Genomic DNA, 13,853 nt, shown 5'->3' on the forward strand with positions numbered 1-13,853 from the left:
CGAGCTCGGTCAGCTGGCCATCGGCGCGTCATGAGCGCAGCGGAGACAAGGCGAATCCGAGCGAGGGCCGCGGAGTGTACGAGCCGTACATGAGCAGGCCGAGCGAGGATTCAACGCCGTATCCGCAAGCGCAATAGCGCCGATCAGCGTCGCTTCATGGCCTCGAAGAACTCCAGATTGGTCTTGGTATCCTTCAGACGATCGATCAGGAACTCGGTGGCCGCGGTATCGTCCATCGGGTTGAGCAGCTTGCGCAGGATCCACATGCGCTGCATCTCGTCCTCGGAGGCGATCAGGTCCTCGCGGCGGGTGCCGGAGCGGCGGATGTTGAGGGCCGGATAGACGCGCTTCTCGGCGAGCTTGCGGTCCAGGTGGGCCTCCATGTTGCCGGTGCCCTTGAACTCCTCGAAGATCACCTCGTCCATCTTGGAGCCGGTATCGACCAGTGCCGTGGCGATGATGGTCAGGCTGCCGCCTTCCTCGATGTTGCGCGCCGCGCCGAAGAAGCGCTTGGGCTTCTCAAGGGCGTGGGCGTCGACGCCGCCGGTCAGCACCTTGCCTGAGGACGGCACCACGGTGTTGTAGGCGCGCGCCAGGCGGGTGATGGAGTCGAGCAGGATCACCACGTCCTTCTTGTGCTCGACCAGGCGCTTGGCCTTCTCGATCACCATCTCGGCGACCTGCACGTGGCGGGCCGGCGGCTCGTCGAAGGTCGAGGCCACCACTTCACCGCGCACGGTGCGCGACATCTCGGTGACCTCCTCGGGCCGCTCGTCGATCAGCAGCACGATCAGGTGACACTCGGGATTGTTGCGCGTGATCGAGGTGGCGATGTTCTGCAGCATCAGCGTCTTGCCCGCCTTGGGCGGCGAGACGAGCAGGCCGCGCTGGCCCTTGCCGATGGGGGCGGTCAGATCGATGATCCGCGCCGTGAGATCCTCGGTGGAGCCGTTGCCGATCTCCATGCGCAGCCGCTCCTGGGGGAACAGCGGCGTGAGGTTCTCGAAGAGGATCTTGTGCTTGGCGTTCTCGGGCTTGTCGAAGTTGATCTCGCTGACCTTCAACAGCGCGAAGTAACGCTCCCCTTCCTTGGGCGGACGAATCTTGCCGGAGATGGAGTCGCCCTTGCGCAGGTTGAAGCGCCGGATCTGGGAAGGCGACACATAGATGTCATCGGGGCCGGCCATGTAGGAACTGTCGGCGCTGCGCAGGAAGCCGAACCCGTCCTGCAGGATCTCCAGCACGCCGTCGCCGTAGATCGCCTCGCCGCTTTTGGCGTGCTTCTTGAGGATGGCGAAGATGATGTCCTGCTTGCGGGAACGCGCCAGGTTGTCGATGCCCATCTCGCGGGCGATCTCCAGGAGTTCCGGCACGGGCTTTTGCTTGAGTTCGGTAAGATTCATCGGTGTGTTCAGAAGTTGCTCGTGAAAGCCGGGCAGTCGTGCGCCGTATGGGATAAAGAGGCGAGACGTTAACGCCGCGTGGATGCGTTCAGAGCCCGGACAGGCTGCCTCTCGTCGGATGCGGGTCATGGCCACGGGCGGGCGACCGCTGAGGGTGCCGGGCCAGTCTCGGGAGCGAGGGAGCAGGTTCGTTTTCGCCTGAAATCAGCGCAGCGGGCCATGGGCCGGGAAGAGGGCTGATTGCAGAGGGCTATCTGACGACTTGGAAAAAATGACCGTGGCGTGGTGGCCATGGGCGGTCGGGAAGCATTCGGAACAGGCGAACGCCCCGATACTAGTCAAGGGCGACGGGAAACGCAATACCCGCGCCGAGCCCGCTCCGGCGCGATTGACAAGCCCGATGGACGACCGCAACCTTTTTGGCCAGTCTCCCTGAAGGACCCGCCATGACCGCGCCCAAGGACCGGCACGACGCCGATGCCAGCGAGCTCGAGCTCGCCCCCCGCCGACTCGCCGCCATCGATCTCGGCTCGAACAGCTTTCACCTGCTGGTCGCCAACTATCGCGACGACCGCCTGCAGGTCGTCGCCCGGCAGGGCGACAAGGTCCAGCTGGCCGCCGGCATCGACGAGGACGGTCAGCTCAACGAGGACGCCATGACCCGGGCACTGGACTGCCTGGCCCGCTTCGCGCCCTTCCTCGAGGGCATCGCCCCGCCCGACCTGCGGGTGGTCGGCACCAACGCCCTGCGCGACGCCGACAACAGCCAGGAGTTCATCGATCGCGCCGAGGCCCTGCTGGGTACCCGCATCGAGATCATCGCCGGCCGCGAGGAAGCCCGCCTGATCTATCTGGGCGCCGCCCACGCGGTGGCCGAGGACGGCCGCCGTCTGATCATCGACATCGGCGGCGGCTCCACCGAGTTCATCATCGGTGAGCACTTCGAGCCCCAGGCCCTGGAGAGCCTGAGCATGGGCTGCGTGACCTTCACCCGTCGCTTCTTCGACGGCGGCGAGATCACCGAGAAGCGCATGCGCCGCGCCGAGCTGGCCGCCCTCTCCGAGCTCGCCAACATCCAGAAGCCCTTCCAGAAGCTCGGCTGGAGCGACCCGGTCGGCTCCAGCGGCACCATCAAGGCCGCCGCGGCGGTGATCGCCGCCGCCGGCAAGTCGCCCGAGGGCGTGATCACCCGCCAGGGCCTGGCCGACCTGCGCAAGCGGCTGCTCAAGTGCAAGCGCCTGGACAGGGTCGCCATGGACGGCCTCAAGGCCGATCGCGCCCGGGTCTTCCCCGCCGGCATCGCCATCCTCGGCGCCATCTTCGAGGCCTTCGACCTGGAGGAGATGCGCTATTCCGACGGCGCCCTGCGCGAGGGCGTGCTCTACGACCTGGCTGGCCGCAACAGCCCCGAGGACTCGCGGCTCAAGACCCTGGCCAATCTCGAGCGCGTCTACGGCGTCGACGCCCGTCAGGCCGACAACGTCGCCGCCACGGCGCTGGCACTGTTCGCACAGGTGCGCGAGGCCTGGCGGCTGGACGAGGATCAGGCGCGCTTCCTGGAATGGGCCAGCCGGCTCCACGAGGTGGGCCTGGCCATCTCCCACAGCCAGTTCCACCGCCACGGCGCCTACCTGCTGGAGCACTCCGACCTGGCCGGCTTCTCGCGCCCCGAGCAGCGGCAGCTGGCTTTCCTGGTCCGCGCCCACCGGCGCAAGTTCCCGCACAAGGAATGGCAGGCCCTGCCCGCCGCCGAGCGCCCCGCGATGTCACGGCTGGCCCGGCTGCTGCGCCTGGCGGTGATCCTCAACCACTCGCGCCCCGAGCAGCCGCCCGAGACACCCACGCTCACGACCGACGACGGGGACGCCCTGCGACTGCACCTCGAGGCGGAGCAGGACCCCAGCCTGCTGCTCGCCGACCTGGAGCAGGAAGTCGCCTACCAGCAGGCCGCCGACCTGACGCTGATCCTTGCCACCGACTGACCCTGGCCCCGGCTGAGCCCGCTCAGCCGCGTCGCCAGCCCTCGGCGCAGGCCAGCCAGCCCGAGGGCCGCCCCACCGCGACCGCGTCGTCGCCATGCCAGGCGACGATCAGCCCGGTCCGCTCCCAGGGCGGCAGCCCCCACTCCTGCAACAGGCGCTTGAGATCGCGGCGCCCTCGGCCCGCCAGGCGCAGCCGCTCGCCGCCGACCCGCGGCGCCAGCGACAGGGTCGCCGGCCGGCCATCCTGGCGGCACAGGCCGCGCTCGAGCGGCCCCAAGGGTGTCACAAGCGGCACGCGGCCATCCCAGTCGGCGCGCCATTCGGCCGGCAGCGACACGACCGGCGCCAGCAGATACAAGCTCCCGCGCCAGACCCGCGCCTCGGCGCCCGCCCAGACGACGCGCACCTCGGCGTCGCGGCGCGCCTCGAGCTGCTCAAGCAACGTCGCCAGCCGAGCGGCCGGCGGCCGCGGCAGCCCCCGTCGCTCCAGGCAGTGGCGGATCAGCAGGCGACGGCGCGGCGCCGAGAGCGCCAGAAGGTCGTCGAGGGGCAGGCAGGACGGCTCGCCCCCCAGCCGTGCCAGGTCCTCGGCGGCGAATTCCTCGAGCAGGCCATCGGCCTCGCCGGCATGCGCCGCGCTGCGGGCCAGCCCCGCCGCGGCGTGCGGCCAGCGCTCGGCCAGCAGCGGCAGCGCCCGATGGCGCAGGAAATTGCGATCCAGCGCGGTGTCGCTGTTGCTCGGATCCTCGACCCAGGCGAGATTCAGACGCCGGACCTCGGCTTCCAGCGCCGCGCGGGAAACGTCGAGCAGCGGGCGCACGCGGCGGCGCCCGGCGAGATCATGCACCGCCGGCATCGCCGCGAGCCCGCGTGGGCCGGCGCCGCGCAGCGCCGCCAGCAGGAAGGTCTCGGCCTGATCATCGCGATGCTGGGCCAGCCACAGGGTCTCGCCGGCGCCGACGCGCCGGGCGAAGGCCCTATGGCGCGCGGCCCGCGCCTCGCCCTCGAGCCCAAGCCCCGCCTTGGCATCGACCGCGGCACGCTCCACGAACAGCGGCACCCCGAGCCGCGAGCACAGCCACCGGCAGTGGCGTTCGAAGTCGTCGCCGGCGGCCTGCAGGCCGTGATGCACGTGCAGCGCCCGCAGCGGGCGCGGATGACGCCGGCAGGCCTCGGCGGCCAGGGTCAGCAGCAGCGCGGAATCGAGCCCGCCGGAGAGCGCCACCCAGACGCAGCGCCCCGGCGGGGTCTCCGCCAGGGCGCTGTCGATCGTGGCTTGCAGGGAAGAGGACGCGAGGCTCATGGGCAGGGAGAACGCTCAGGCATGTTGAAGGGGAAGCTTCCCCACGCCAGATACCGGCAACGGATGCCCCGAAGCCAGCGCCCTCTTCGAGCGAAGGCAAGGGCTAGGCCCGTTCCCGACGGGCCTACGCACTTCCCACATCCGTGTGGGTCGCAAGGCAAAAATCGGCAAGAAAGCGCAGTTTACTCGTCGGTAAATGAGCATTTCGTCCGGGCTGGCGCACCAGCCGATTTTTAACGCCGTATGGCCGAGCGCAGAAAGGGCTTTACACAGGGGCGCCGTAGCTCATCAGGCGCTTGTACCGCCGCTCGAGCAGCTCGTCGGTCTCCATGCCCTCGAGGCGTTCGAGGCTCTCGGTCAGCGCGGTGCGGATGCGCTCGGCGGTGTCCATCGGCTTGCGATGCGCGCCACCCAGCGGCTCGGGGATCAGGGTATCGACGAAGCCCAGCTCCTTGAGGCGCTCGGCGGTGATGCCCATGGCCTGGGCGGCCTCGGAGGCCTTCTCGGCGCTCTTCCACAGGATGGAGGCGCAGCCCTCGGGGGAGATCACCGAATAGGTGGAGTACTGCAGCATGGACAGCTCGTCGCACACGCCGATGGCCAGCGCGCCGCCGGAGCCGCCCTCGCCCACCACGGTGGAGACGATCGGCGTCTTGAGCCGCGACATCACCGCCAGGTTGTAGGCGATGGCCTCGGACTGGCCACGCTCCTCGGCGTCGATGCCCGGGTAGGCGCCCGGGGTGTCGATGAAGGTCAGCACCGGCATCCTGAAGCGCTCGGCCATCTCCATCAGGCGGCAGGCCTTGCGGTAGCCCTCGGGCCGCGGCATGCCGAAGTTGCGGCGCACCTTCTCCTTGACGTCACGGCCCTTCTGGTGGCCGATGACCATCACCGGCTTGTCGTTCAGCCGCGCCACGCCGCCGACCAGGGCGGCGTCGTCGGCGAAGTTGCGGTCGCCGTGCAGCTCGTCGAAGTCGGTGAAGACGTGCTCGAGGTAGTCGAGGGTGTAGGGACGCTGGGGATGACGCGACAGCTGCGACACCTGCCAGGCGGTCAGATCCTTGAAGATCGACTCGGTGAGCTTGCGACTCTTCTCCTCGAGCCGGCCGATCTCGTCGTTCAGGTTGACCTGGCTGTCGTTGCCGACCAGGCGCAGCTCCTCGATCTTGGCCTGAAGCTCGGCGATGGGCTGTTCGAAGTCTAGGTAGTTGGGGTTCATGGGATAGCCTTGTCTCGTCGGCCGAAGAGGCGACCGGGGGGAAGCGTCAAACGGTGTTCATTATCGCACCCTGACACGCCCACGCAAGGCGAGCCAGGGTGCCTGCACATTGTCGGTGCGTCGCGTGTCAACGGTAGCGCAGGCGCACGCCGTCCTGGCCCTCGACCTCGCGCAGGGCGATCAGCAGCTCGTCGGAGGGCGTGACCCGCCACTCCTCGGCCAGCTCCAGCCAGCCGCTGGCCGTGGCGCTGCGGTAGCGCAGCCGCACCGGCAGGCCCTCGCCGCTGCGGTAGGGAGCCAGGCTGTCGCGCAGGCTGTCCACCAGCCGGCCGTTGGCGCGTTCGCCGTCCAGCGCCAGCTCCACCGCCTGGCCGTAGCGGGTGCGGGCGTCGACCATCGGCGTGATCTCCTTGCCACGCAGGCGCAGGCCGCCCGAATAGTCGTCGCTCTGCACCTCGCCTTCGACGATCAGCACCTGGTCGGTGTCCAGGCGGTTGCGCACCTGATCGAACAGCTCGCCGAACAGCGAGGCCTCGATGCGGCCGGTGCGGTCGTCCAGGGTGACGAAGGCCATGGTGTCGCCGCGCTTGGACTTCATGGTGCGCATGCCGACCACCAGCCCGGCGACCCGCTGCGACTCCCTGGACGGCTTGAGGTCGCCGATGCGGGTGGAGACGAAGCGCTCGAGCTCCTTCTCGTACTCGTCGATGGGATGACCGGTCAGATACAGCCCGAGAGTATCCTTCTCGCCGCCCAGGCGCTCCTTGTCGGTCCAGTCGCGGGCACCGCGATAGTCGGCGTAGACGTCGGTGTCGTCCTCTTCATCGGAGGCGGCAAAGGCCTCGCCGAACATGTCCATCATGCCCAGGTTCTGGTTGGCCTGGTTCTGGGCCGCAGCCTTGAGCGCGGCCTCCAGTGAGGCGGCCATCACCGCGCGGCTCGGGCCCAGGTTGTCCAGTGCCCCGGAGCGGATCAGCGCCTCCAGGGTGCGCTTGTTCATGCGCTTGGGGTCGACCCGCTTGCAGAAGTCGAACAGGTCGCGGAAGGCGCCGCCCTCCTCCCGGGCCTCGACGATGGCGCCGATGGGGCCCTCGCCGACGCCGCGGATGGCGCCCAGGCCATAGACCACCCGGCCCTCGTCATCGACGGTGAACTTGTAGCCGCCGACGTTGACGTCCGGCGGCGTCACCGTGAGCCCGATATGGCGGCACTCCTCGATCAGCGGCACCACCTTGTCGAGGTTGTCCATCTCGGTGGACATCACCGCCGCCATGAAGGGCCCGGGATAATGCGCCTTGAGCCAGGCGGTCTGGTAGGACACCAGGCCGTAGGCCGCCGAGTGAGACTTGTTGAAGCCGTAGCCGGCGAACTTCTCCACCAGGTCGAAGATGTTGCCCGCCAGGTCCTTGTCGATGCCGTTCTCGGCGCAGCCCTCCATGAAGCCGGCGCGCTGCTTGGCCATCTCTTCGGGCTTCTTCTTGCCCATGGCACGGCGCAGCATGTCGGCCTGGCCCAGGCTGTAGCCGGCCATCACCTGGGCGATCTGCATCACCTGCTCCTGGTACAGGATGATGCCGTAGGTGGGCTCGAGCACCGGCTTGAGCAGCTCGTGCTGGTAGTCCGGGTGCGGATAGGCGACCTCGGCCCGGCCGTGCTTGCGGTTGATGAAGTCGTCGACCATGCCCGACTGCAAGGGCCCCGGACGGAACAGCGCCACCAGGGCGATCATGTCCTCCAGCGAGTCCGGCAGCAGGCGCTTGATCAGCTCCTTCATGCCGCGGGATTCGAGCTGGAACACCGCCGTGGTCTCGGCCTTCTTGAGCATCTCGAAGGTCGGCTTGTCGTCCAGCGGGATGGCGTCGATGTTCAGCGGCCCCTGCCCTTCCGCGGCGCGCACCTTGTCGACCATCTCCAGCGCCCAGTCGATGATGGTCAGGGTGCGCAGGCCCAGGAAGTCGAACTTGACCAGCCCGGCGTCCTCGATGTCGTTCTTGTCGTACTGCACGCGCAGGCCGCTGCCGTCCTCGTCGCAGATCAACGGCGAGAAGTCGGTGAGCTTGGTCGGCGCGATCACCACGCCGCCGGCGTGCTTGCCGGTGCCCCGGGTGATGCCCTCGAGCTTCACCGCCATGTCCCAGATCTCCTGGGCCTCCTCGTCGGCGTCGAGGAACTCCTTGAGCTGGGGCTCGTCCTCGATGGCCTTGGCCAGGGTCATGCCGACCTCGAAGGGGATCAGCTTGGACAGCTTGTCGCCCAGCGAGTAGGGCTTGCCCTGGGCGCGGGCCACGTCGCGCACGACGGCCTTGGCGGCCATGGTGCCGAAGGTGACGATCTGCGAGACGGCGTCGCGACCGTAGCGCTCGGCCACGTAGTCGATCACCCGGTCGCGCTTCTCCATGCAGAAGTCGACGTCGAAGTCGGGCATCGAGACACGCTCGGGGTTCAGGAAACGCTCGAACAGCAGGTCGTATTCGAGCGGATCCAGATCGGTGATCTTCTGCGCATAGGCCACCAGCGAGCCGGCACCGGAGCCCCGCCCCGGGCCGACGGGGACGTCGTTGTCCTTGGCCCACTGGATGAAGTCCATCACGATCAGGAAGTAGCCCGGGAAGCCCATCTGCAGGATGATGTCGAGCTCGAAGTCGAGCCGCTTGCGGTAGCGGGCATCGATCTCGGCGTACTCGTCGCCGTCACGGGGATACTTGTCCACCGGGTAGAGGAAGTCCAGGCGCTCGGTCAGGCCGTCGTGGGAGATCTTGCGGAAGAACTCCTCCTGGGTCATGCCCTCGGGGATGCCGTATTCCGGCAGGAAGATCTCGCCCAGGCGCACGTCGACGTTGCAGCGCGCGGCGATCATCACGCTGTTTTCCAGCGCCTCGGGAATGTCCGAGAACAGCTCGGCCATCTCCTCGGGGCTCTTGAAGTACTGCTCCTCGGTATAGCGACGCTCGCGGCGCGGATCGTCCAGCGCCTTGCCCTCGCCGATCGAGACCCGGGTCTCATGGGCCCAGAAGTCCTCGCGCTCGAGGAAGCGCACGTCGTTGGTGGCCACCACCGGGGTGCCGGTCTCAACGGCCAGATCCACCGAGAGGTGCACGCACTCCTCCTCCAGCGGCCGGCCGGTGCGGGTCAGCTCCAGGTAGTAGCGTCCGGGGAAGGCGGCCTGCCATTCGTCGAGCAGGGCCCGGGCCTCGGCGTGGTGGTCGGTCAGCAGGTGACGGCCGACGTCGCCCTCGCGGCCGCCGGACAGGGCGATCAGCCCCTCGCTCTGCTCGAGCACCCAGCCCCGCTGAAGCAGCGCCACGCCGTCCTTCTGCCCTTCGACCCAGCCCCGCGAGATCAGCTCGGTGAGGTTGCGATAGCCGACGTCGTTCATGGCCAGCAGCGTCAGGCGGTAGGGATGGGCCTCGTCGTTGGGGTTGGCGAGCCAGAAGTCGCCACCGATGATCGGCTTGAGGCCGGCCCCCTGGGCGCCGCCGTAGAACTTGACCAGGGCGAAGAGGTTGGCCTCGTCGGTGAGCGCCAGTGCCGGCACGCCCTGGTTGCCCGCCGCCTTGATCAGCGGCTTGAGACGCACCAGGCCATCGACCAGAGAGAATTCGCTGTGCACACGGAGATGAACGAAGGGAGCGGTCATGGCGGACTCGGGCTTGATGATGGGAAATGGGTCGACGCTGTCACGGAAACGAAGACCGGCCGGCACGGCCCGTCTCGACGCCCCGCCCACAGGCTAGATGATCTAGAGCAGGTTCAGCTGGCGCTTGACGGGCGCAAAGGAGCGACGGTGCTCGGGCAGCGCGCCGAGGCGCGTCAGGGCGGCCAGGTGCTCGGGCGTCGGGTAGCCCTTGTGGCGGGCGAAGCCGTAGTCGGGATGGCGCGCGTCCAGCGCCAGCATGTCGGCGTCGCGCGCCACCTTGGCCAGTATCGAGGCCGCGGCGATCGCCGGATGACGGGCGTCGCCCTTGACCACCGCCTGGCCCGGCACATGATGCCCGGGGAGCCGATTACCGTCCACCAGCAGATATTCCGCGGCCGGCGACAGCGCATCGATGGCGCGGCGCATGGCCAGGTGCGTGGCGTGGTAGATGTTCAGGCCATCGATCTCGTCGGGGCTGGCCTCGGCCACGGCGAAGGCCAGCGCCCGCTCGCGGATCCGGACGTCCAGCGCCTCGCGGCGCTTGGCGGTCAGCTTCTTGGAGTCGGTCAGCCCGTCGATCGGCGCGGCCGGATCGAGGATCACCGCGGCAGCCACCACCGGGCCGACCAGCGGGCCGCGCCCGACCTCGTCGACCCCGGCCAGATGCGTGCCGCGATAGTCGACGACCAGCGGCGGGAAGTCCTCGGCCTTCATGTGCCCTCCTCCAGCGCCTCGGGCGCCACCGAGGCGGGCAGCGCGCGGCGCGCCACCAGCGCCTCGACGGCATCCACCGCGCGGCGGCTGGCGTCGCGCTGCAGCCCTTCGTGCATGGCCGCGAAGCGCGCCTCGAGGGCGTGGCGCGCCTCGGCGTCGTCGAGCAGCGCGGCGAGCTCGGCGGCGATGCCCTCGGGGCTGGCGTCGTCCTGGATCAGCTCCGGCACCAGGGCCTCCCGGGCGATCAGATTGGGCAGCGAGATCCATTCGGTCTTGACCAGCCGCTTGGCCAGCCAGTGGGTCATCGGCGCCATGCGATAGGCCACCACCATGGCGCGGTGGCACAGCATGGCCTCCAGCGCCGCGGTGCCGGAAGCCAGCAGCACGGCGTCACTGGCCACCATGGCCTCACGGGACTGGCCGTCGATCAGGATCACCCGCTCGCGCAGCGCCTCGCGGCCCTCTAATAGCCCCTCGAGCTCGGCGCGCCGCGCCGGAGTGGCGGCGGGAATCACCACCCGCAGCGCCTCGCGCTCCCGGCACAGCCGCTCGGCGGCGTCGAGGAAGGTCGCGCCCAGGAAGCGGATCTCGTTGGCCCGGGAGCCCGGCAGCACGGCCAGCAGCGGCGCCGCGTCGGGCACGCCCCGGGCGGGCAGGCCGAGCGCTTCCCGAGCCTCGCCGCGGTCGTTGACCAGCGGCAGCTCGTCGGCCAGCGGATGACCGACGAAGGCCACCGGCACCCGGTGACGGACGTAGAAGGCGGCCTCGAAGGGCAGGAAGGTCAGCATCGCATCCACCGAGCGGGCGATACCCTTGACCCGACCCTGGCGCCAGGCCCACACGGAGGGGCTGACGTAGTGGGCGGTGGTCAGGCCGGCCTCGCGCAGCTGGCGCTCGAGCCCCAGGTTGAAGTCCGGCGCGTCGATGCCGATCACGATGTCGGGCCGCCAGTCGAGGGCGTCCTGGCGCAGCGTGCGGCGCACGCGCACCAGCCCCGGCAGGTGCTTGAGTACCTCGACCAGCCCCATCACCGAGAGGGTCTCCAGCGGGAAGCGGCTGTCGATGCCCTCGGCGATCATGCGCGGCCCGCCGATGCCCCGGAATTCGACGCCGGGGTGGCGGGCCTTGAGCTCGCGCATCAGCCCGGCACCGAGGATGTCGCCGGAAAGCTCGCCGGCCACCAGGTAGACGCGCGCGATCGTCATGGCGTCAGCGCACGATGCCGCGGGTCGAGGCCTCGATGGAGGCAACAAAGGTCTCGGTTTCCGGCAGCGCGTACTGCGCGCGGATCTCGGTGAGCGCCTGCTCCACGGTCAGGCCCTGTCGATAGACCAGTTTGTAGGCCTCGCCCAGGGCGCGGATCGCCTCGTTGGAGAAGCCGCGGCGGCGCAGGCCGATCAGGTTGAGGCCGTGGGCCGCGGCGGGATTGCCGTTGATCATCACGTAGGCCGGCGTGTCCTTGGTGATGATCGAACCGCCGCCGGCCATGGCATGCTCGCCGAAGTGGCAGAACTGGTGGATCGCCGACAGCCCGCCGATGATCGCGAAGTCGCCCAGCTTGACGTGGCCGGCCAGGGTCACCTGGTTGGCCAGGATGCAGTCGTCGCCGATCACGCAGTCATGGCCGACGTGAACGTAGGCCATGAACAGGTTGCGCGAGCCGATGGTGGTCTCCCCGCGATCCTGTACGGTGCCACGGTGCAGGGTCACGCCCTCACGCACGACGTTGTCGTCGCCCATCACCAGGCGGGTGGGCTCGCCGGCGTACTTCTTGTCCTGGCATTCCTCGCCGACCGAGGCGAACTGGAAGACCCGGTTGCGCTCGCCGATCACCGTCGGGCCCTGGATCACCACATGGGGGCCGATGCGCGAGCCGGCGCCGATCTCGACGTCGGCGCCGATGACGCTGAAGGGGCCGACCTCGACATCATCGGCCAGGCGCGCGGCCGGATCTACGATGGCGGTGGGATGAATCAAGCGACCTTCCTCTCGGCACAGGTGATCTCGGCCTCGCAGGCGACCTCGCCGGCCACGCTGGCCTTGCACTGAAACTTCCAGATACCGCGCTTCTCGCGGATCACGTCGGCGCGCAGCTCCAGCTGGTCGCCGGGCATCACCGGGCGCTTGAAGCGCACGTTGTCGCTGCCGACGAGATAGTAGACATAGCCGTCGGCGGGCAGCTTGTTGACCGTCTTGAAGCCGAGGATGCCGCAGGCCTGGGCCAGCGCCTCGACGACCAGCACGCCCGGCATGATCGGATGATGCGGGAAATGGCCATTGAAGAACGGCTCGTTGATGCTGACATTCTTGTAGGCAACGATGGATTCGCCATGGGTGAGCTCCGTCACCCTGTCCACCAGCAGGAAAGGATAGCGGTGGGGCAGATATTCCCGAATCTCGTTAATGTCCATTACCATCGTAGCGACCTCTGAAATGACAGAATGCCCCGCATCGCGGGCGCGGCCGTCGCCGCGCGCATGGCGACGGACGGGCGGGGGATTATACCGCCCGAGGGAGCGGCCTCAAGCATCGCGCCCGGCTTTTTCCAGGCGCTGCAGGCGACGGGCGATGTCGTCGAGCTGCTTGAACCGCACCGCGCTGCGCCGCCACTGGGCGTTCTCCATGGCGCCGGTCCCCGAGGAGTAGACGCCCGGCTCGTGGATCGAGTTGGTGACCAGGCTCATGCCGGTGACCTGGACGCCGTCACAGACCGTCAGGTGGCCGGACAGGCCCACGCCACCGCCCAGCATGCAGTGCCGGCCGACGCGGGTGGAGCCGGCGATGCCGACACAACCGGCCAGCGCGCTGTGGGCCCCGATCTGCACGTTGTGGGCGATCTGCACCTGGCTGTCGATCTTCACGTCTTCGCCGATCACGGTATCGCCCAGGGCGCCGCGGTCGATGCTCGAGCCACTGCCGACCTCGACGTCGTCCCCCAGCACCACCCCGCCGAGCTGGGCGATCTTGTGCCAGCCGGCGCCATCGTGGGCGAATCCGAAGCCGTCGCCGCCGATCACGCAGCCGCTGTGCAGGATCACCCGGGCGCCGATGCTCACCCCATGGTAGACGGTCACGTTGGCATGCAGTCGCGACTCGGCCCCGATCCGGGTGTCGGCGCCGACCACGCAGCCGGGGCCGATCACCACGCCGTCGCCGAGCTCGACGCCCGCCTCGATCACCGCCTGGGGGCCGACCACCACGCCGTCGCCCAGCCGCGCGTCCTCGGCGACCACTGCGGAGGCGTGCACGCCCGGGGTCTCGCGGCCGATCAGCGGGTCGAACAGCCGCGACAGCTGGGCGTAGCCCAGGTAGGGGTTGTCGAGGGTCAGGCTTGCCACGGGGCACTCGTCGGCATGGCTCGGGTGCAGCAGCACCGCCGCGGCCCGGGTTCCAGGCAGGTCCTTGAGATAGGCGCGATTGGCCAGGAAGGCGATCTGATCGGGCCCGGCATCGCGCAGCGTGGCCAGGCCACGCACACGGCGCTCGCCGTCACCCTGGAGGCCGGCCCCCAGCTGCGTGGCGATCTCGGCCAGCGTCAGGGAAGGAGAGTCTTGAGTCATGGGAACCCGATGTCGGTGGTGAAAACACTCTGCGC

Annotated in this window: 10 protein-coding genes; 1 reads left to right on the forward strand and 9 read right to left on the reverse strand. The window is 69.0% G+C overall.

Features of this window, described 5'->3' with window-relative positions:
- Positions 1 to 143: 143 nt before the first annotated feature.
- On the reverse strand, positions 144 to 1,403 hold the full coding sequence (rho, locus tag QWG60_RS14390; protein ID WP_016853467.1) for a transcription termination factor Rho: 1,260 nt from the start codon (positions 1,401 to 1,403) through the stop codon (positions 144 to 146).
- Positions 1,404 to 1,849: 446 nt separating this feature from the next.
- Here rho and ppx point away from each other — a divergent pair, with 446 nt between their 5' ends.
- Positions 1,850 to 3,385 (forward strand): exopolyphosphatase, encoded by a 1,536-nt coding sequence (gene ppx, locus QWG60_RS14395; RefSeq protein ID WP_046078356.1) that lies wholly within the window; start codon positions 1,850 to 1,852, stop codon positions 3,383 to 3,385.
- Positions 3,386 to 3,407: 22 nt separating this feature from the next.
- Here ppx and tilS read toward each other — a convergent pair whose 3' ends face one another.
- The 8 genes from tilS to lpxD all read right to left on the reverse strand — a co-directional run bounded on the left by tilS (position 3,408) and on the right by lpxD (position 13,818).
- Positions 3,408 to 4,688, reverse strand: a complete 1,281-nt coding sequence (gene tilS / locus QWG60_RS14400; protein WP_107181092.1) for a tRNA lysidine(34) synthetase TilS — start codon at positions 4,686 to 4,688, stop codon at positions 3,408 to 3,410.
- A gap of 265 nt (positions 4,689 to 4,953) precedes the next feature.
- A complete protein-coding gene (locus tag QWG60_RS14405; protein WP_146908423.1) occupies positions 4,954 to 5,907 on the reverse strand; it encodes an acetyl-CoA carboxylase carboxyltransferase subunit alpha in 954 nt (317 codons plus the stop codon).
- 127 nt (positions 5,908 to 6,034) lie between these two features.
- Positions 6,035 to 9,544 carry a DNA polymerase III subunit alpha gene (gene dnaE, locus QWG60_RS14410; protein WP_107181093.1) on the reverse strand — a complete coding sequence of 1,170 codons (3,510 nt, stop codon included), beginning with the start codon at positions 9,542 to 9,544 and terminating at the stop codon, positions 6,035 to 6,037.
- Positions 9,545 to 9,646: 102 nt separating this feature from the next.
- Positions 9,647 to 10,258 carry a ribonuclease HII gene (gene rnhB, locus QWG60_RS14415; RefSeq protein ID WP_107181094.1) on the reverse strand — a complete coding sequence of 204 codons (612 nt, stop codon included), beginning with the start codon at positions 10,256 to 10,258 and terminating at the stop codon, positions 9,647 to 9,649.
- Positions 10,255 to 11,463, reverse strand: coding sequence for a lipid-A-disaccharide synthase (gene lpxB / locus QWG60_RS14420; RefSeq protein WP_107181095.1), 1,209 nt, complete (start codon positions 11,461 to 11,463; stop codon positions 10,255 to 10,257). Before lpxB ends, rnhB begins: the two co-directional genes overlap by 4 nt.
- A gap of 4 nt (positions 11,464 to 11,467) precedes the next feature.
- The gene (gene lpxA / locus QWG60_RS14425) at positions 11,468 to 12,235 is read right to left on the reverse strand and encodes an acyl-ACP--UDP-N-acetylglucosamine O-acyltransferase (protein WP_035592691.1); all 768 of its coding nucleotides are present in this window, start codon (positions 12,233 to 12,235) and stop codon (positions 11,468 to 11,470) included.
- Complete coding sequence (gene fabZ, locus QWG60_RS14430; protein WP_026068244.1) at positions 12,232 to 12,675, reverse strand: 3-hydroxyacyl-ACP dehydratase FabZ; 444 nt, start codon at positions 12,673 to 12,675, stop codon at positions 12,232 to 12,234. Before fabZ ends, lpxA begins: the two co-directional genes overlap by 4 nt.
- A 105-nt stretch (positions 12,676 to 12,780) precedes the next feature.
- Complete coding sequence (lpxD, locus tag QWG60_RS14435; RefSeq protein ID WP_046078363.1) at positions 12,781 to 13,818, reverse strand: UDP-3-O-(3-hydroxymyristoyl)glucosamine N-acyltransferase; 1,038 nt, start codon at positions 13,816 to 13,818, stop codon at positions 12,781 to 12,783.
- Between the last annotated feature and the right edge of the window lie 35 nt (positions 13,819 to 13,853).

It is taken from the genome of Halomonas halophila (genome assembly GCF_030406665.1).
Taxonomy (GTDB): Bacteria; Pseudomonadota; Gammaproteobacteria; order Pseudomonadales; family Halomonadaceae; genus Halomonas; species Halomonas halophila.

What these genes read in the sequence shown, in the direction of transcription:
- QWG60_RS14405 (WP_146908423.1), bottom strand. Translation starts at nt 5,907, where the DNA reads ATGAACCCCAACTACCTAGACTTCGAACAGCCCATCGCCGAGCTTCAG.
- rnhB (WP_107181094.1), bottom strand. Translation starts at nt 10,258, where the DNA reads ATGAAGGCCGAGGACTTCCCGCCGCTGGTCGTCGACTATCGCGGCACG.
- ppx (WP_046078356.1), top strand. Translation starts at nt 1,850, where the DNA reads ATGACCGCGCCCAAGGACCGGCACGACGCCGATGCCAGCGAGCTCGAG.
- tilS (WP_107181092.1), bottom strand. Translation starts at nt 4,688, where the DNA reads ATGAGCCTCGCGTCCTCTTCCCTGCAAGCCACGATCGACAGCGCCCTG.
- lpxD (WP_046078363.1), bottom strand. Translation starts at nt 13,818, where the DNA reads ATGACTCAAGACTCTCCTTCCCTGACGCTGGCCGAGATCGCCACGCAG.
- lpxB (WP_107181095.1), bottom strand. Translation starts at nt 11,463, where the DNA reads ATGACGATCGCGCGCGTCTACCTGGTGGCCGGCGAGCTTTCCGGCGAC.
- rho (WP_016853467.1), bottom strand. Translation starts at nt 1,403, where the DNA reads ATGAATCTTACCGAACTCAAGCAAAAGCCCGTGCCGGAACTCCTGGAG.
- fabZ (WP_026068244.1), bottom strand. Translation starts at nt 12,675, where the DNA reads ATGGTAATGGACATTAACGAGATTCGGGAATATCTGCCCCACCGCTAT.
- dnaE (WP_107181093.1), bottom strand. Translation starts at nt 9,544, where the DNA reads ATGACCGCTCCCTTCGTTCATCTCCGTGTGCACAGCGAATTCTCTCTG.